Below are 17,511 nucleotides of genomic sequence, written 5' to 3' on the forward strand. Positions count from 1 at the left end.
CGGACACGAAGCCCTCGGATCAGGACGGCGTCACCCGCCCGCACTCCGAGTGTGCGACGGCGGCAGGCAGCAGGCCGTCACCCGTCCGATGTCCTGATGTGAGGCCGTCGTGGCGCGCCCGGCCATCCGTCTCCGCACTCCCGGCGTCCTAGCGTCGTCACTGCGACGCGGTCGAACGGGTCGGTCTCCGCAACGGTTGCGAAGTCCTCGAACGCCTGACACGCAGGCGGACTACCGCCGTAGCCGCGTCCGCCGTCCCAAGGCTTCACAGAGGAAAGAAGGCGTTCGCGCCATGGCGTCGCAATCAGACACCGCTCGAGCAGCGTCTCACGGGCTGGACTTCGGGCTCAACGAATGGGTCGTGGACGAGCAGCGACGGCGTTACCTCGACGACCCCGGCTCGGTCGACCAGACGTGGCGGGACTTCTTCGCCACGCTGGTGTCCCCGGCCGCCGCGGCCTCTCCGACCGCCTCAGCCCAACACCACAAGGGCACCGACGAGGCGGCGCTCAAGGCGGTACGGGTCGCGGCGCTCATCCACGCGTATCGCGTGCGCGGGCATCTGATGGCCGGAACGGACCCGCTCATGGCGCGGCCCGCCGCAGCACATCCGGAGCTCGACATCGCCGCGTTCGGACTCGACGACGCGGACCGGGCGGAGGACTTCGCCGTGGACGGGTTCGCCGGGCGCGCCACGATGACGCTCGACGAAGTGCTGGGCGCATTGCGGGAGTTCTACTGCCGCACCGCCGGGTTCGAGTACATGCACATCCAGGACGCGCGGGAACGCCGCTGGATCCAGCAGCGCGTCGAGGGGCCGCAGCGCCGCCCGGACCGTGCCGGACAGCTGCGGATCCTCTACCGGCTGGGAGCCGCGGAGGCCTTCGAGACGTTCCTGCAGACCAAGTACGTGGGCCAGAAGCGGTACTCGCTCGAAGGCGGCGAGTCGGCCATCGTGCTGCTCGACGCCCTGTTGCTCCGCGCCATCGAAGACGGTGTCCAAGAAGCCGTCATCGGGATGGCGCACCGCGGTCGGCTCAACGTCCTGGCCAACATCATCGGCAAGTCCTACGGCCAGATATTCGACGAGTTCGAGGACGCGGTGGACATCCGGTCGGTCCAGGGCTCGGGGGACGTGAAGTACCACCTCGGCGCGGAGGGCACCTACCGTGCCCTGGACGGCGGCACCATCGCCGTCTCGGTCGTGGCGAACCCCTCGCACCTGGAGATCGTGGGGCCGGTGGCCCAGGGCGTGGTGCGCGCCAAGCAGGACCTGGCCGGGGACCAGGGCGAGCCCTTCCCCGTACTGCCGGTCGTCCTCCACGGCGACGCGGCCTTCGCCGGCCAGGGCGTCGTCGCCGAGACCCTGAACATGTCGCAACTGCCGGGCTACCGCACGGGCGGGACGGTCCACGTGGTCGTCAACAACCAGGTCGGCTTCACCACCCTGCCCGCCAACGGCCGTTCGAGCACGTACGCCACCCATGTGGCACGGATGGTGGAGGCCCCGATCTTCCACGTCAACGGCGACGACCCGGAAGCCGTCGACCGCGTCGCACGGATGGCCTTCGACTACCGCCAGACGTTCCACAAGGACGTCGTGGTCGATCTGGTCTGCTACCGGCGCCACGGGCACAGCGAGGTCGACGACCCGTCCATCACGCAGCCGATGATGTACGAACGCATCGCCGCCAAGGCCTCGGTGCGCACGCTGTACGCCGCGGCCCTCATACGCCGCGGAGACATCGGCGAGCGGCAGGTGGACGGTGCCCGCCGCAACTACCAGGCTCACCTCGAACGGGCCTTCGCGGAGACCCGGGCGCTGCCCGCACCCGCACCGGCCGAAGACCTTCCTCGCGCCGACGCCGGACAGGCGGCCACCCAGCGCACGGCGACCGCGATCGACGAGGCGACAGCCCGTCAGGTCATCGCATCGCAGACGGAGCTGCCGCAGGGCTTCACCGTGCACCCGCGTGTCCTGCCGCAGCTCCACCGGCGTACGGCGACGCTCGACACCGGCACCGTCGACTGGGCCACCGCGGAGACACTGGCGATCGGTTCGCTGCTGCTGGGGGGCGTCCCGGTACGGCTGGCCGGACAGGACTCCCGGCGCGGCACCTTCGGCCAGCGCCACGCCGTACTGACCGACCGGCGCACCGGCGCGGAGCACACGCCGCTGAACTCCCTCAGCCCGCGGGCCGCGAGCTTCGCACCGTACGACTCGATGCTGTCCGAACTGGCGGCGCTGGCCTTCGAGTACGGCTATGCGCAGGCCCGTCCGGAAGCCCTGGTGCTGTGGGAGGCGCAGTTCGGTGACTTCGCCAACGGCGCGCAGACGGTCGTCGACGAGTACATCGCCTCGTCCGAGCAGAAGTGGGGCCAGCGCTCCGCAGTGACCATGCTGCTGCCCCACGGCCTGGAGGGCCAGGGTCCGGACCACTCCTCCGCCCGGATCGAACGCTTCCTGCAACTGTGCGCGCAGGACAACATGACCGTGGCCATGCCCTCCCTGCCGGGCAACTACTTCCATCTGCTCAGGCAGCAGGCGCTGGACGGCCGCAGGCCACTGGTGGTCTTCACCCCGAAGTCGATGCTGCGGTCGAAGGCGGCCGTATCCGCCCTGGCCGAGTTCACCCAGGGCGGCTTCCGCCCGGTCCTGCCGGACGACACGGCGGACCCGGCCCGTGTCTCGCGCGTGCTGCTGTGCTCGGGCAAGGTCTTCTACGACCTCGACGCCCACCGGCACGCTGCGGGCACGACCGACACGGCGATCGTCCGCGTGGAGCGCCTCTACCCGTTCCCCGCCGGGGAACTCGCGGCGGAACTCGCCCGCTTCCCCGCGGCCGCGGACGTGCGGTGGGTGCAGGAGGAGCCGGAGAACCAGGGTGCGTGGTCGTTCGTCGCGCCGCGTCTGCACCGGCTGACCCGGCGCGCTGTGGAGTGCGTGAGCCGGCCCGAGGCACCCGCGCCCGCGGTCGGTTCGGCCCGCCGGCACGGCGTCGAGCAGAAGGCTCTCGTGACATCGGCCTTCCAGTGATCAGCGGCTCGCGCGGTGCGCATCGGCTGCCCACCGCGCGCATCCAGCCCGCGGACTTGAGGGACCTGAGCCATCCAGAGCTGGTCCGGCCGGCCGGGGAGATCCGCGACTTCCTGGTCTGCCATGTCGCGGCCACGGGAGGCCATCTGGGGCCCAACCTCGGCGTCGGCGGAACTGAATTCCTGATAGGCGACTTTCGCCCATAATGCGCGCTTTGGTCTATGCCTTTTCGACTAGAGGGTGACATCTCGGCGGGCCCGGCAAACCGCCACCATCACCACACTCAGCCAGGCCGGCATCGCGGCAAGCGCCGCACAGCCCCAAACCCCCGAGCAAGCCCAAGCCCGCCAGGCGATCAAGGCCACGGAGACGAGCGGGCACAACGCAACGCGACGGCCCCCGACCGTCTTACCTGGTCAGGGGCCGTCAACCTGCGTGGTAGGTGTGGGCTCGCGCCACGACGGTTTTCAAGATCGCGTCTATTGGGTCATGAGTAGAAGTTCGCCCAGTACTCCTCGTGACTCTTGGTGAAGTCGGCCGGACGTTCCCGTCGCAGCACCTCGTAGCGTGCAGCGTAGGCGTCGAGGGCTTCATGCAGAGAGCAGCCGAGGTGATCACGTAGCGTCTTCAGCCCGAGGATGATCCGCCCAGCGACGATCGCGTCGTCGACCACGCCCGCATCCGTCTTGCTGTCACCAAGGCCCATAGGGTGATCACACCGCACCTCTACAGCCAGGTCAACGCGATATCCCGCACCCTCTCCGATGGCCCGATGTTCGTCGAGTTGCCTGAACCCAAGCAACCGCTGATCACCTCAACAACCAAGATCAGCCGTTAAGTCGACACTCCCGCACGCGGGGCCGCCGCGGCATCGCGAACCCGGATGACGGCGGTAACGCAGTCCTTCTCGCTGCGCACCGTGCGGTCGTAACGCATGGGGTCGGCCCTTCCTGTTCGCTTGCCCGGCGCTGACAGGTGTCCAGCTGCGGGCCAGGCATCCGTGACCTGCTTCACAGCCATGCCCTTCGGAATACCCCACGGGGTATCAGTGTTATCGTCGACATATACCCCCGGGGGTAATTCTTCACTGGAAGGGAGTACGCCGTGTTCTTCATCGAGACCCTTGAGGTCGCCGGGCTCGGCAACCGCAGCTATCTGGCCGGCGGCGAGCGGACGGCGGTGGCGGTCGATCCGCCGCGGGACATCGAGCAGGTGATCACGGCGGCCGCACGGCGCGGGGTGCGGATCTCGCATGTCGTCGAGACACACATCCACAACGACTACGTCACCGGTGGCCTCGAGCTGGCCCGGGTCACGGGCGCCGCCTACCTCGTCCCCGCCGGGGCTCACGTCTCCTACGAGCGCGTGCCCGTGCACGACGGTGACCGCTGGGAGATCGAGGGAGGGTCCGGCCTGGTGCTGCGGGCGCTGGCCACTCCCGGTCACACTCCGCACCACACCTCCTACGTCCTGGAGGCGGACGGCACGGAGGCCGCGGTGTTCACCGGCGGCTCGCTCCTGATCGGCACCGTCGGCCGGCCCGACCTGGTCGAACCGCGGCTGACCGAGCACCTCGCCCGCGCCCAGCACGCCTCCGCGCACCGGCTGGCCGCCGAGCTGCCCGACGAGACGGCGGTCCTGCCCACCCACGGCTTCGGCAGCTTCTGCTCCTCCTCCCAGGCGGAGGGCGAGTCCACCACGATCGGCAAGGAGAAGGCGGCCAACGAGGCGCTCACCCATGACGTGGACACCTTCGTCGCGGACCTGCTGGCCGGCCTGGACGACGTCCCCGCCTACTACGCCCACATGGGTCCGGCCAACGCCAACGGACCGGCGCCGGTCGACCTCACTCCGCCCGCCGTCGCCGACGCCGAGGAGATCGCCGACCGGCTGGCCGCCGGTGAGTGGGTGGTCGACCTGCGCAACCGTGTCGCCTTCGCCGAGGGCCACCTCGCGGGTTCCTTCAATTTCGAGGCCGAGGGGCAGCTCGCCACCTACCTGGCCTGGCTGATCCCGTGGGGCAAGCCGGTGACCCTGCTCGCCGAGTCGCCCGAGCAGCTCGCCGCCGCCCAGCGCGAGCTGGTCCGCGTCGGCATCGACCGGCCGGCCGCCGCGGCCACCGGAGAGCCGGCCGACTGGGTACGGGACGGCGAGGCCCTCGCCTCCTTCCCCAGGGCCACCTTCGCCGACCTCGCGGCGCGCTCCAGGGACGGCGTCGTCGTCCTGGACGTCCGCCGGGCCTCCGAACGGGCGGCCGGCTTCATCGAAGGCTCTGTCCACATCCCCGTCCACGCCCTGCACTCCCGTATCGGCGAGGTGCCGGCCGGTCAGGTGTGGGTGCACTGTGCGGGCGGTATGCGCGCCGCCATCGCCGCGTCCCTGCTGGACGCGGCCGGCCGGGAGGTGGTGGCCGTGGACGACTCCTTCGCCTCGGCCGAGACGGCCGGGCTCACCGTCGGCGCCCCGTGACCAGGCCGGAGAACCGAGAGAGAACAGGAGCGAGAACCATGCCGAGCCTCTTTCGACGCAGCGGAAGCAGTCCGGGACGGGTGACGGTGCAGGACGCCGCGATCCGCACCGGTCATGCCGCCGGACGGGGCGGTGACGCCCTGCTGCTCGACGTACGCGAACCCCACGAGTGGCAGGCCGGGCACGCGCCCGGCGCCGTACACCTGCCCCTGACTGCGCTCGCCGCCGGTGCCGGACTGCCCGCCGCAGCACAGAGCCGGCAGCCCGTCGTCGTGATCTGCCGTTCGGGCAACCGCTCGCAGCGGGCGGCCGGACTGCTGCTCGCCAGAGGCGTGGAGGCCGTCGACGTGATCGGCGGCATGCAGGACTGGGCCGTCGCCGGACTGCCGGTGGTGGACGCGCACGGCAGGGACGGGACCGTCGCATGAGCGCTGTGATCCTCGCGCTGATCGCCGGTGCCGTCATCGGTCTGGCCCTCGGCGCGCTCGGGGGCGGCGGCAGTGTGCTGGCCGTGCCCGCCCTGATCTACCTGCTGGGTTTCACCCCGGTCGCGGCGACCACCGCGAGCCTGGTCATCGTCACCGTCACCTCCGCCACGGCGCTGTCCGCGCACGCCCGTGACGGCCAGGTCCGCTGGCGTACGGGGCTGCTGTTCGCGGCGGCGGGAATCGGGCCGGCGATGCTGGGCGGGGCGCTCGCCGGTCGCCTGCCGGCTGCCGCGCTGGCCGTGGCCTTCGCCGTGGTCGCGGCGGTCGCCGCGATACGCATGCTGCGGCACCGCCCGGCGCCGGGAACCGCCACACCGGTACGGCCCGTCCGGGCGGCGGCCGCCGGCGCCGGGCTCGGCGCGGTCACCGGCGTGCTCGGCGTGGGCGGCGGCTTCCTCGCCGTACCGGCACTGGTCAACGTCCTGGGCATGCGCATGCGGGCGGCGGTGGGCACCAGTCTGCTGGTCATCACCATCAACTCGCTCGCCGCGCTGGCCATGCGCGCCGGAACGGCGAGCGGCCTGAACTGGGCCGTCATCGGACCGTTCGCCGGCGCGGCGATCCTCGGCGCCTGGGACGGCAAACGCCTGTCGGCCAAGCTGCCCGGGGACACCCTGCAGCGCGTGTTCGCCCTCGTCCTGCTCGCGGTGGCCGGCTTCATGCTGGTGGACGCGGTGGCGTAGCGGCTGCCCTCACGCCAGTGACAGGAACAGCTTCTCCATCCGCGCGCGCATCGCCTCCGCGTCCTGCCCGTTCTTCCTGCCCGACTCGATGTCCGCCACGCACTGCTGCAGCCCGGTGGCGATGATCGCGAAACCCGCCCGGTCCAGCGCCCGCGAGGCCGCCGCCAACTGCGTGACGACCTCCTCGCAGTCCCGGCCCTCCTCGATCATCCGGATCACCCCGGAGATCTGCCCCTGCGCCCGGCGCAGCCGGTTCAGCACGGCCTTCAGGGACGTGCCCTCGAGCTCCAGTTCCACGACCACTCCTCTGCCTATACCCCTAGGGGTACTCTACGTCCCGGTTCGGGACGGCGACGACCAGACGACCATCAAGAAACGACAAGGATCACCGCTGTCATGACCAGCCCCCTCACCCCCACCACGCTCAGCACCGACGAGGCCCGAGAGCGACTCGGCGAACTCACCGTCATCGACGTCCGCACCCCCGGCGAATACGCCTCCGGTCATCTCCCGGGCGCCCTCAACATCCCCCTGGATCACATCCGCCGCGCACTGCCCGAGATCCGGCACGCGGCCGGGCGCGGAGACGTCCTCGTGGTGTGCGCCTCCGGTGCCCGCTCGGAGAACGCCTGCAAGCTCCTGGCCGAACAGGGCATCCCGACCGCCACCCTCGCGGGCGGCACCACCGGGTGGGCCGCGCAGGGGCATGACCTGCACCAGCCCGCCGCTTGCGACACCCGGGCCCGCTGGAGCATGGAACGACAGGTCCGCTTCACCGCCGGAGCGGTGGTGCTCCTGGGGCTGCTTCTCGGTCTGCTCGTGCACCCGGCCTTCCAGCTGGTCTCCGCCGGCATCGCGGGCGGCCTCGTCTTCTCCGCCCTCACCGACACCTGCGGCATGGCGGCCATGCTCGGCAAGTTGCCGCACAACCGGCCCCGCGCAGCGGACCTCGATGCCACGCTCGCCGCGCTGCGCGGCCGCTGAGCCGGAGCGACCAGTCCCGTCCGGAAACCGGAGGATCCGATGGGTTTCACCGACGCCCACCCACCGCCGCTCGTCGGCACCGGGCTGAGCAGCAGGGCCTTCGCTGCCGGCCTCATCGGCGGCCCTGGCGACCGTGGGGCCACCGGCAACCGTCTCGCGGAGGACTCATGACCATCGCAGCCGAGGCAAGCGGCATACGGCTCGGGATGCGCGCCAACCTCGCCCAGTTCACCCTGCTCGTCGCCGTCAACGCCCTGGTCGGCGGCATGCTCGGCCAGGAACGCATCGTCCTGCCGCTGCTGGCCCGTGACGTCTTCCACCTGACCGCCTACACCGCCGCGCTGACTTACATCGTGGCCTTCGGCGCCACCAAGGCGATCACGAACTTCTTCGCCGGCACCCTCTCCGACCGCTACGGCCGCAAACCCGTGCTGGTCGCCGGCTGGCTGGTGGCGCTGCCGGTGCCGGCGCTGCTGATCTTCGGGCCGGCCTGGGGCTGGATCGTCCTGGCCAACATCCTGCTCGGCGTCAACCAGGGCCTGACCTGGTCGACCACCGTCATCATGAAGATCGACCTGGTCGGACCGGAACGGCGCGGCCTGGCCATGGGCTTCAACGAAGCCTCCGGCTACGTCGCCCTCGCGGCCACCGCCATGGCCACCGGCGCCATCGCCGCCCACTGGGGGCTGCGGCCCGGCCCCTTCCTCCTCGGCGCCGCCTACGCCGCCCTCGCCCTGGGCCTGTCCACCCTCGCCGTCCGCGAGACCAGGGGCCACGCCCGCGCCGAGGCCGCCCGCCACCCTGCACCCGAGAACCCCGACCACCACGGCGAGCTGACCACCGGCCAGATCGCCCGGATCACCAGCTTCCATGACAAGGCACTGTCCGCCGCCAGCCAGGCCGGCATGGTCAACAACCTCAACGACGCCCTCGCCTGGGGCATCTTCCCCCTCCTCTTCGCCGCCCACGGCCTGTCCGTCGCCGCGATCGGCGTGCTTGCCGCCCTCTACCCGGCGGTGTGGGGGCTCGGGCAGCTGTTCACCGGCTGGTGGTCCGACCGGATCGGCCGCAAACACCTGATCACCGCCGGCATGCTGATCCAGGCCGCGGCCATCGCCCTGGTGGCGATCGGCAGCAGCTTCCCTGTCTGGGCCACCGCACTGGTCCTCCTCGGCGTCGGCACCGCCCTGGTCTATCCGACCCTGCTGGCCGCCATCGGTGACGTCGCCCACCCCGCCTGGCGCGCCCGCTCCGTCGGCGTCTACCGCCTCTGGCGCGACGGCGGCTTCGCCGTCGGCGCCCTGCTGGCCGGAGCCCTCGCCGACGCCTACGGCCTGACCACCGCCGTCTGGACGGTCGCCGCCCTCACCGCCGCCTCCGGCCTGATCGTGGCGGTGCGCATGTACGAAACCCACCCGCAGACCTGAGTGCGGGCAACGGCGGGGGCTGCTGCAGCGTTCCTTCCGTACCGGTGGCTTCCGCTCACGCGTGCGGCCGTTGCCGGGGAAGGAACGCTTCAGCCTCTGACAGCTCGGCGGAGGGTCCGGTTGGCCACCCTCGCATCCGCCGTCTGCTCGATCAGCTGCTCGCTGACCCCACAACCGAACACCTTCCAGTCGTTGAAGCCCGTGATCGGTGTCGCGGCCGGCCCGTGGTCGTGCGTCGGGAGTCTCAACTCGCCTTCGGCAGACCGATTTCAACCGGTCCGAGGGTTCTGGCCGATGTTGCGGGAGATCCGGTGACCGGGGCGAAGGGTATCTCCGGCGCGCCGTCCCGCTCGATGAGGTACGACTGGCCGGCGCGCAGCGGCACGGTGAACTGGGCTGCCGACATGAGGCCGACCACCGTGTGGCCGTTCGCGACGACCTTGACCTTCTGGCCGGGCCAGGGGTTGCGGACCTGTTGGGCGGTGTTCGCGCCGGCCTCAATGGCGACCGTTACCGGCACGCCGTCGCGGACCTGCACGTCGACCTTGCTCTTGTGCTGGATGGACACCGTGGCGTCCGCATTCCAGCCGGTGGGCAACGCCGGGGCGATGCGCAGCAGGCCGTCGTAGCCCTGGACGAGCGCGTCCTGCAATGCCGTTGTCACGACGGCGCCCTGCTCGGCATAGGGCTCCTTGTAGGTGGCGCCGAAGGACGCGAGGCCGGACGGGCGCTGCTGGTACGTCTCGGTGAGGTCGACCAGTGCCTTCGCCATGTCGTCGCCGAGGCCGAGCCGCGCCGCGTCGATCGGGTCGAAACTCCAGTCGTTGTGCTCCACGTAGGGGCGGTCGGTGAAGGTGCGCTTGGCCAGATCCGACAGCTGGCCACTGTCGCCGATCAGCCCGTAGGGCCACACCGGTTCGAGGCCCAGGTTCTCCGCGTTGTGGGTCTTCGCGGCCTGCTGTCCCGATTGGCCGATCACATCCCGCCCGGTGCTGTCGTCGGCCGGGCTGAGCTGCTGGGTCATGGTCGCGGCATCCGTGCGCGGGTACGGCAGGACCTTCGGCAGCGCCGCGGTCAGCGCGGCCACGAGGTCCTGGTCGCGGTGCAACAGCCGCGCGGCCTGGATCACGTCGGGGAAAATCGCGGTCATCGCCGTGATGTCGGTGGTCGGATCGCCGACATCCCACTGGGTCTCATGCGCGTTGGACGGGCTGGTGTGCAGGAATCCGTCCGTGCCGGTCTTGGCGTACGACAGCATGAACCTGGCCCAGTCGGCCATGACCGGGTAGTTCTGCCGCAGGAATGCCAGGTCGTCGGTCGCCTGGTAGGTCTGCCAGACGAACAGCGCGACCTCCGCGCCGGTACTCAGCGTCCTGGCGTTGTAGTTGGCCGGCCCTTGCGAGCTGCAGTTCAGGTACGGGTTGGCGCCCCACTGGCCGTTGGCCAGGTGCACCTGGACGCCGACACCGTTGAACCGCATGGTCTCCGGCGTGCACGCGCCGGCCGAGCCGGCGAACTGGCCGGCTGTCCAGGCCAGGGTGTTCGGCAGGGTGTCGCGGTAGAGGGCGAAGTAGCCGTCGTTGTTCGCGTACGCGCCGGCACCCATGTTCGCCGTGACCAGCATCCGCAGGTTCCAGCCCCAGTACGACGCCGGATCCCAGGAATGCGTGTCGCCGGCGGAGTCGAACAGGTCGGCGACGCCCGCCTGCGAGCCCGGGCGTACGGAGCCGCGCTCCGCAGCTTCGGCGAACAGGCTGATCGTCCGCAGGTTCGCCAAGTACTGTGCCGAACCATCCGGCGAGGACAGCTTGATCATCCCGACGCCGTCCCAGTAGTGGTGCCACCAGGCCGCGGTCCGGCCGAACGTGTCGGAGTCGCCGCTACCGGCCAGCAGCCGCTGAGCGGTGGCCGTCGCGTCACCGCCGGTCCACCGCGGCGACGCCACGACGATGCGGAACGAGCCGTTCGGCTTGGGTCTGACGCTCACCTGCACCGTGAGCGGGTCGACGACGCCGGCACTGACGTCACGGCCGGCGGCGGTGATGGCAGCGAGTGCCCCGAACGTCCGGCCGCTCGCGCCCGGTTGGGTGTCGTCCTGCCAGGTCTGCGCGAGGGTGCCGATGGTGGCGCCGGCCGACGCGGTCGCGGTGCGCGGCTGCCACAGGTGCAACTGCGCCGTCTGGTCGGCCGCCGGGTCGGCTCCGGTCACGTCGATGACGAGCTGGTCGGTGTCGGCGCGCACGTAAGTGGTGGCCGTCATGCCGCCGCCGCTCTGGGTGAACGTGCCGTCGTACAGGTCGAGCCGGCCCTGGTAGTCCGGGGCGCTCGTCAGCTTCGCCAGTCCCGGCACGACGACCTGGCCGGGCGACAGCCGGTCGGGCATGGTGTCCGCCCTGTCCAACTGCACAGTCAGGCCGTTCTCGTCCCACACACCGACGCCGAGGTCGCCATTACCCAAGGGCATGGACTGGGCTGACGCGGTATTGGGCCGGCCGAGGACCACATCGGAGCTGTGCACCATGCCGGGAACATCGACGTGGAACGAGCCGTTTCGCCACGCGGTGGTCGCCGAGGTGGACCCGCTCGCCGCCGGGGCCTGCCCGACCAGCGCCACGGCCATGCCGTAGGCGAGCAACAGCACCGACAACGACCGGCGGTTTCTACCGCTGTGGGGCATGCGAGGGCTCCGCTCACTGGTCACAGGACGGCGACGGCAAAAAGGGAAGCACCAGACATCGGATGAGTCAACCAGGGACGGATCTACTGGGCCGAGTCATCAGGTGGTTCGCCGTAGATAGATCGGGGCTTTCACGAGTGTGGCTGCGGTGTCGCCGACGGGGCACCGCCGGGCACTCCTGCGACGCCGGGCGGCACGCAGCGGCTGACCTGCTCCCCCCGATTCATCGGATGAATCTGTTGACGCGACGGTGGTTCACCCGTAGAACGTGTGCGTTCCGACGTCGCAGACCCCGAAGACGAGGCGCGTTGCCGTAGACCGTGCTGAGGAGCCGCTCGTGCATGCGAAATTGACCAGATGTCTGCTGCCGCTACTGCTGACCCTCGGGTTGGCCACGGGGGTGTCACCCGCTGTGGCCTCGCCCCCGCCCACAACCCCGCCGGACGCCACCGCCACCGCCTCCTCCACGCCACCCATGGGCTGGAGCAGTTGGAGCGCGCTGCGCGAAGGCAGCACCCTGACCGAGGACGGGATCAAGGCCCAGGCACGGGTCATGCACGACAAGCTGCAGCGGTACGGGTACCAGTACGTCAACATCGACGCCGGATGGTCCGACCACCTGGACGCGTACGGGCGGGACACCTGGGACACCACCCGCTTCCCCCACGGCATCCCCGTGCTCGCCACGTATCTGCACGGCCTGGGCCTCAAGCTGGGCATCTACCTGACGCCGGGCGTTCCGGCCGAGGCCTACCAGCAAAACCTCCCGATCTACGGAACCCCTTACCACATACGGGACATCGCGGATCCGACACGGCCCGGCAACACGAACAACGAGGGCTACCGCATCGACTTCAGCAAGCCGGGCGCACAGGAGTACGTGCAGAGCTACGCCGACATGTTCGCCTCCTGGGGCGTCGACTACATCAAGATGGACTTCGTCGGTCCCGGCGGCGGCGTCGTCCCCGGCGACAACCGCCCGGACATGCAGGCGTGGCACCAGGCCATCGTCGCCACCGGCCGCCCGATGCACCTGGAACTGTCGAACTCGCTCAGCATCGCCGACGTCGCCACCTGGGAGGCCACCAGCAACGGCTGGCGCACCGGCGGCGACATCGAGTGCTACTGCGGCGTCAACGGATCGAGCACTCCGCTCACCAGCTGGCAGAAGGTGTCGGGCAGGTTCGACCAGGTCGCGGCCTGGCAACCGTACGGCGGACCAGGCGCGTTCAACGACTACGACTCGATCGAGGTCGGCAACGGCAGCGACGACGGGCTGACACCCGACGAGCGGCAGACCCAGCTGAGCCTGTGGTCGATGGCCGCCTCCCCGCTGCTCCTCGGCACGGACCTGACCAAGCTCGACCCGGCCGACCTCGCACTGCTGGCGAACCGTGACGTCATCGCAGTCGACCAGGACGCCGTCAACGCAACCCGGGTGAGCAAGAGCGCGACCGCGCAGGTCTTCGCCAAGACGGAGCCGGGCGGGGACGTGATCGTCGGGCTGTTCAACACCGGGTCTGCCGCGCAGACCGTCTCGGTCGCCCCGGCCACCGCCGGGCTGCCGGCGTCCTCCTCCTACCGCCTCGACAACCTGTGGACGCACGAGGTCACCCACTCCTCCGGCGACACCCTCGCCGCCTCCGTCCCCGCCCATGGCGCGGCCCTCTTCCGGGTGCGCCCGTGGACGGCCGGCACGGACGCGGCCCGCCCACAGACGGGCCTCACGGTGACCACGCCCGACAGCCTGGCCACCGGTCAGGAAGCTACCCTCACCACGGACTTCACCAACTGGGGCACCACGGCCGCGACCCACGTCCACGTCGCCCTGGCGGTCCCGAAGGGCTGGACAGCTTCCCCCTTGTCACCCAGGTCGTTCGCCTCCGTCGCTCCCGGCGACACCGTCCGCACCACCTACCGCGTCACCGCACCCGCGTCCATCGACCAGCCCTTCCCGACGGCTCGGCTCGACGCCACCGCCGGCTTCCTCTGGGACCGGGGCAAGGGCGGCAAGGCCGCCGGATCCGCCGCAGGGCACACGTCCGTCCTGCTCGACGCCCCGGTCCAAACCCCGTTCCACACCTTCGACTCCACACCGGACCCGGCGAACTTCTCGCAGGTCGGCGCCGCTGTGAGCATCCGCGCGGCCGGCGCCGACGTCTACGGATCGAAGAACGAGTACGGCGCGGTCTACGTCCCCGGGGCGGAACACGACGGCTCCACCACCACGGTTCGCGTCAGCTGGCAGCAGTACGCGAACTCCGGGGCCAAGACCGGCATCATGGTGCGCAACGACATCACCGACGCGACCACCTCGCCCGGCTACGTAACCGTCGGAGTGAGCGCCAAAAAGGGCTACTTCATGCAGTGGGACGCCGACGGCGACGGCCGGCTCGACACCGGCATCGCCGCCAACGGCTCCGGCGTTGGCAAGCCCGTGCTGCCCAGCTGGATCCGGCTGGTCCGCTCCGGCACCACCTACACCGGCTCCTACTCCACCGATGGCACCACCTGGACGCAGCTGAGCAGCGCGAAAGTCCCATCCGCCGCTGTCACCCAGGACGTCGGCCTCTTCGGCACCGCCCACAATCCCGGCTACCCGAGCCAGGACGACTTCGCCGATTTCTCCACCAGCGCGAACTGACGATCCCGGCGCGTGATGTTGCGGAGTGACGCCGGCCCACCCGCGTGGCGGCGTCGCCCGCAACACCACCCGGTCGCTGTGGTGACGGCTGTTTGCACTCCCACGTGGCATTCGTTGCCTTGGAGGGTGTGCAGTTCCAACACAGGGCTGCGGTCGCCTGCGCTCGACGCGACGTGGGCCTCGCCCGATGCCATTCCTCCGATGAATGATGCTCAAATCCCCTTTTTCGCAGCGCAGTTCCTGCGCATTTCGTTGACCGGACATGACAGAGGTCGTATGTTTCCCGCGATTCCCCGACTCTCTGGAGGAGGATGGCCGTGTCCCGACATCCACTGGTACCGGCTCTGGCGGCGCTCGCCCTCGCCGTGGGGGCCCTGGTCGCGGCCGCACCCGCGGACGCCGCACCGCGGGCGGACGCGGGCGCGGCGTCCGACGTCTACGTCGCCCCGAACGGCGACGACCACGCGAGCGGTGACGCCAGACATCCGGTACGCACGCTGCAGCGGGCCCAGCAACTGGTACGGGCGCGTGACGGCCACCGTTCCGGCGATCTCACCGTGCATCTGGCCTCCGGCACCTACCGGCTGTCCGCGCCGCTCACCCTCGACGCCCGCGACTCCGGTTCCGGGGGCCACCAGGTGGTGTGGCAGGGCAGCGGCGCGTCCGTGATCAGCGGCGGCCGCCGGGTAACCGGCTGGCACGAGGTCCCCGGCCATCCCGGCCTGTGGTCCGCGCCCGCACCCCGAGGGCTCACGGACACGCGGCAGCTGTACGTCGACGGCGTGCGCGCCGACCGCGCCGCGGGCGAGGTCCCGGTCACCCTGACCAGGACCGACACCGGGTACACCGCCTCCAGCGACACCCTGGCCCGCTGGCCCGACATCGCCGGCGCCGAGTTCGTCTACACCAGCGGCGAGGCGCTGTGGAACGTCCAGCGCGACGGGCTCGGGCAGTGGACCCAGCCCCGCTGCGACATCGCCTCGGCCTCCGGCACGACGATCACCATGGTCCAGCCGTGCTGGGACAACTCCAACAAGCGGGTGGAGTTCCCTGACATCCCCGGCCGCACGGTCAGCATGGTCGGCCCCGGCTCGCTCACCAACGGCGCCCACGCCACGTACATCGAGAACGCCCGCGAACTGCTGGACACTCCAGGCGAGTGGTACCTGGACCGGGGCGCGCACGCCGTCTACTACATGCCGCGCAAGGGCGAGGACCTGCACCGCGCCGACGTGGAGGCGCCGCTGCTGGACAAGCTCGTCGACGGCCGCGGCACGACGACCGCACCGGTGCACGACATCGCCTTCCGCGGGCTGCAGTTCAGCTACGCGACCTGGCTCACGCCGTCCTCACCCGAGGGGTTCTCGGAGATCCAGGCGGGCTACACCATCTCCGGCCCCACCGGCTACGCCACCGAGGGCCTGTGCGGCTTCGTCCAGGGCGGCGCCTGCCCGTTCGGCGCATGGACGAAGGAACCCGGCAACGTCACGGTCTCCCACGGGCGCAACATCGACTTCTCCCGCGACGCCTTCGTCCATCTCGGCGCGGCCGGACTGGAGCTGGCCGACGGCACCCAGGACTCCCAGGTCCGCGGCAGCGTCTTCACCGACATCTCCGGCAACGGCGTGGAGATCGGCGGCGTCGGCAACGCGCTGCCCGCCGACGACGGCGACATCACCCGCAACGTGCAGGTGACGGACAACCATCTCTACGCCCTGCCACGGGAGTTCACCGGAGGCGTCCCCATCGTCAACGGCTACACCCAGCACGACCTGATCTCCCACAACCAGATCGACCACGTCGGCTACTCCGGCATCTCGATGGGCTGGGGCGGCTGGCCGGACAAGATCGGCTCTCCGGCCACCCCGAACGACAGCCACGACAACACGGTCTCCGACAACCTCATCACCGACTACATGCAGGGTCTGGACGACGGCGGCGGCATCTACACCCAGGGCATGACGGGCACCTCGATGGCCGACGGGGAGAAGGTCACCGGGAACGTCATCCACACCCAGTTCGGCCTGGGCAAGAGCGTCTACACCGACAACGGCTGCACCTACGAGACGGTCTCCGGCAACGTCCTGTACGGGGCGTCGTACGCCAACGTCGCCAGCCGCCACACCGACTACCGGGACGCCCTCGGCAACAACGACCCGACGCTGGTGTCCGGCAACTGGTGGGAGCAGGGCGACGCCGACAGCTCCAACAAGGGCCTGGTCACGCAGGGCAACCACATCATCGCCTCGCCGGCCGACGCCCCGGCCGACGTCGTGGCGAACGGCGGGCTCGAGCCGGCCTACCGCTGGCTGCTCGGCAAGCGGTTCGGCTCGGTGTCCGTGCCCGCGGCCCCGACCCGCGTCGGCACCTCGACCGGCGCCGGCGGAACCCTGCTGGTGACCTTCAATCCGGTCTGGGCGGACGGCGGTTCGCCCATCACCGGGTACCGGGCCACCGCCGTGGACGCCGCCGGGCACATCGCGGCGACCACCACGGTGCCGGCCGCCGAGTTCGGCACCTCGGCGCTCGTCACGCTCACCGGGCTGACCGACGGCACCCCGTACCGGGTCACCGTCAGCGCGCTCAACTCCCGTGGCAGCAGCGCACCATCGCTTCCCTCCGCTCCTCTCGCCCCCACCGCCGGCAGCGTTCTTCCGTCGGCACCCACCGGGGTCAAGCTGCACGCCCAGGCGACCGCGGCCACGGTGTCGTGGACCCCGCCGACCGCCACCGGCGACTCGCACGTCACCGGCTACCGGATCGTGCTGACCGACCCGGCGGGGACGGCCCGGACGGTCCAGGTCACCGGGCGGGACGCCCTGGTGACGCAGCCCTCGGCGAAGGGCATGTTCCGGGTCGTCGGCGGCCTGACGCCCGGCACGTCCTACACGGTGACCGTCGCCGCGGTCACCGGCACCGGGACCGGGCCCGCCGCCACCGCGACGGGCACCACCCCCGCCGAGTAGACAGGGCCACCGGCCAAGACCGCGAAGTACCGGGCGGGCGGCCCTCCACCGGTGCAAGGAGTTCAGGTGTCGGGCGTCCAGGTGTGCTTGATCATGGGCTTGGTCAGCGGGTTCGGCGTACGCCGTGCTGCCTCTT

At 70.7% G+C, this 17,511-nt stretch carries 11 protein-coding genes and 1 pseudogene; 9 read left to right on the forward strand and 3 right to left on the reverse strand.

Annotated features, from left to right (window positions below):
• Positions 1 to 292 precede the first annotated feature (292 nt).
• Positions 293 to 3,037 carry a multifunctional oxoglutarate decarboxylase/oxoglutarate dehydrogenase thiamine pyrophosphate-binding subunit/dihydrolipoyllysine-residue succinyltransferase subunit gene (locus AB0D93_RS27865; RefSeq protein ID WP_362124618.1) on the forward strand — a complete coding sequence of 915 codons (2,745 nt, stop codon included), beginning with the start codon at positions 293 to 295 and terminating at the stop codon, positions 3,035 to 3,037.
• 26 nt (positions 3,038 to 3,063) lie between these two features.
• Positions 3,064 to 3,204 (forward strand): annotated as a pseudogene (locus tag AB0D93_RS27870) (1-deoxy-D-xylulose-5-phosphate synthase N-terminal domain-containing protein); the annotation flags it as partial.
• Positions 3,205 to 3,524: 320 nt separating this feature from the next.
• Here the strand turns inward: AB0D93_RS27870 and AB0D93_RS27875 are convergent.
• On the reverse strand, positions 3,525 to 3,743 hold the full coding sequence (locus AB0D93_RS27875; protein ID WP_362124621.1) for a hypothetical protein: 219 nt from the start codon (positions 3,741 to 3,743) through the stop codon (positions 3,525 to 3,527).
• A 398-nt stretch (positions 3,744 to 4,141) separates the two neighbouring features.
• Here AB0D93_RS27875 and AB0D93_RS27880 point away from each other — a divergent pair, with 398 nt between their 5' ends.
• The 3 genes from AB0D93_RS27880 to AB0D93_RS27890 are packed head-to-tail and all read left to right on the forward strand — an operon-like array spanning position 4,142 to position 6,677.
• On the forward strand, positions 4,142 to 5,506 hold the full coding sequence (locus AB0D93_RS27880) for an MBL fold metallo-hydrolase (RefSeq protein ID WP_362124624.1): 1,365 nt from the start codon (positions 4,142 to 4,144) through the stop codon (positions 5,504 to 5,506).
• A 38-nt stretch (positions 5,507 to 5,544) separates the two neighbouring features.
• Positions 5,545 to 5,934: a rhodanese-like domain-containing protein gene (locus tag AB0D93_RS27885; RefSeq protein ID WP_362124627.1), complete on the forward strand. Its 390-nt coding sequence runs from the start codon at positions 5,545 to 5,547 to the stop codon at positions 5,932 to 5,934.
• On the forward strand, positions 5,931 to 6,677 hold the full coding sequence (locus AB0D93_RS27890; RefSeq protein WP_362124630.1) for a sulfite exporter TauE/SafE family protein: 747 nt from the start codon (positions 5,931 to 5,933) through the stop codon (positions 6,675 to 6,677). The genes AB0D93_RS27885 and AB0D93_RS27890 overlap by 4 nt, the downstream gene beginning before the upstream one ends.
• A gap of 9 nt (positions 6,678 to 6,686) precedes the next feature.
• Here the strand turns inward: AB0D93_RS27890 and AB0D93_RS27895 are convergent, their stop codons facing one another.
• Complete coding sequence (locus tag AB0D93_RS27895) at positions 6,687 to 6,974, reverse strand: metal-sensitive transcriptional regulator (protein WP_362124633.1); 288 nt, start codon at positions 6,972 to 6,974, stop codon at positions 6,687 to 6,689.
• 99 nt (positions 6,975 to 7,073) lie between these two features.
• Between AB0D93_RS27895 and AB0D93_RS27900 the strand changes: the two genes are divergently transcribed.
• Together AB0D93_RS27900 and AB0D93_RS27905 are read left to right on the forward strand one after the other, a co-directional pair.
• Positions 7,074 to 7,661, forward strand: coding sequence for a rhodanese-like domain-containing protein (locus AB0D93_RS27900; protein WP_362124635.1), 588 nt, complete (start codon positions 7,074 to 7,076; stop codon positions 7,659 to 7,661).
• Positions 7,662 to 7,828: 167 nt separating this feature from the next.
• Positions 7,829 to 9,088: an MFS transporter gene (locus AB0D93_RS27905; RefSeq protein WP_362124638.1), complete on the forward strand. Its 1,260-nt coding sequence runs from the start codon at positions 7,829 to 7,831 to the stop codon at positions 9,086 to 9,088.
• A gap of 244 nt (positions 9,089 to 9,332) precedes the next feature.
• Here AB0D93_RS27905 and AB0D93_RS27910 read toward each other — a convergent pair whose 3' ends face one another.
• Positions 9,333 to 11,765, reverse strand: a complete 2,433-nt coding sequence (locus AB0D93_RS27910) for a DUF5703 domain-containing protein (protein WP_362124641.1) — start codon at positions 11,763 to 11,765, stop codon at positions 9,333 to 9,335.
• 337 nt (positions 11,766 to 12,102) lie between these two features.
• Here AB0D93_RS27910 and AB0D93_RS27915 point away from each other — a divergent pair, with 337 nt between their 5' ends.
• Positions 12,103 to 14,409: an NEW3 domain-containing protein gene (locus AB0D93_RS27915; protein WP_362124644.1), complete on the forward strand. Its 2,307-nt coding sequence runs from the start codon at positions 12,103 to 12,105 to the stop codon at positions 14,407 to 14,409.
• Between the two features lie 317 nt (positions 14,410 to 14,726).
• Entirely contained in the window at positions 14,727 to 17,375 is a 2,649-nt protein-coding gene (locus tag AB0D93_RS27920; RefSeq protein ID WP_362124647.1) for a fibronectin type III domain-containing protein, read from the forward strand.
• The last annotated feature ends 136 nt before the right edge of the window (positions 17,376 to 17,511 follow it).

This window comes from Streptomyces sp. NPDC048191 (assembly GCF_040652655.1).
Lineage (GTDB): Bacteria > Actinomycetota > Actinomycetes > Streptomycetales > Streptomycetaceae > Streptomyces.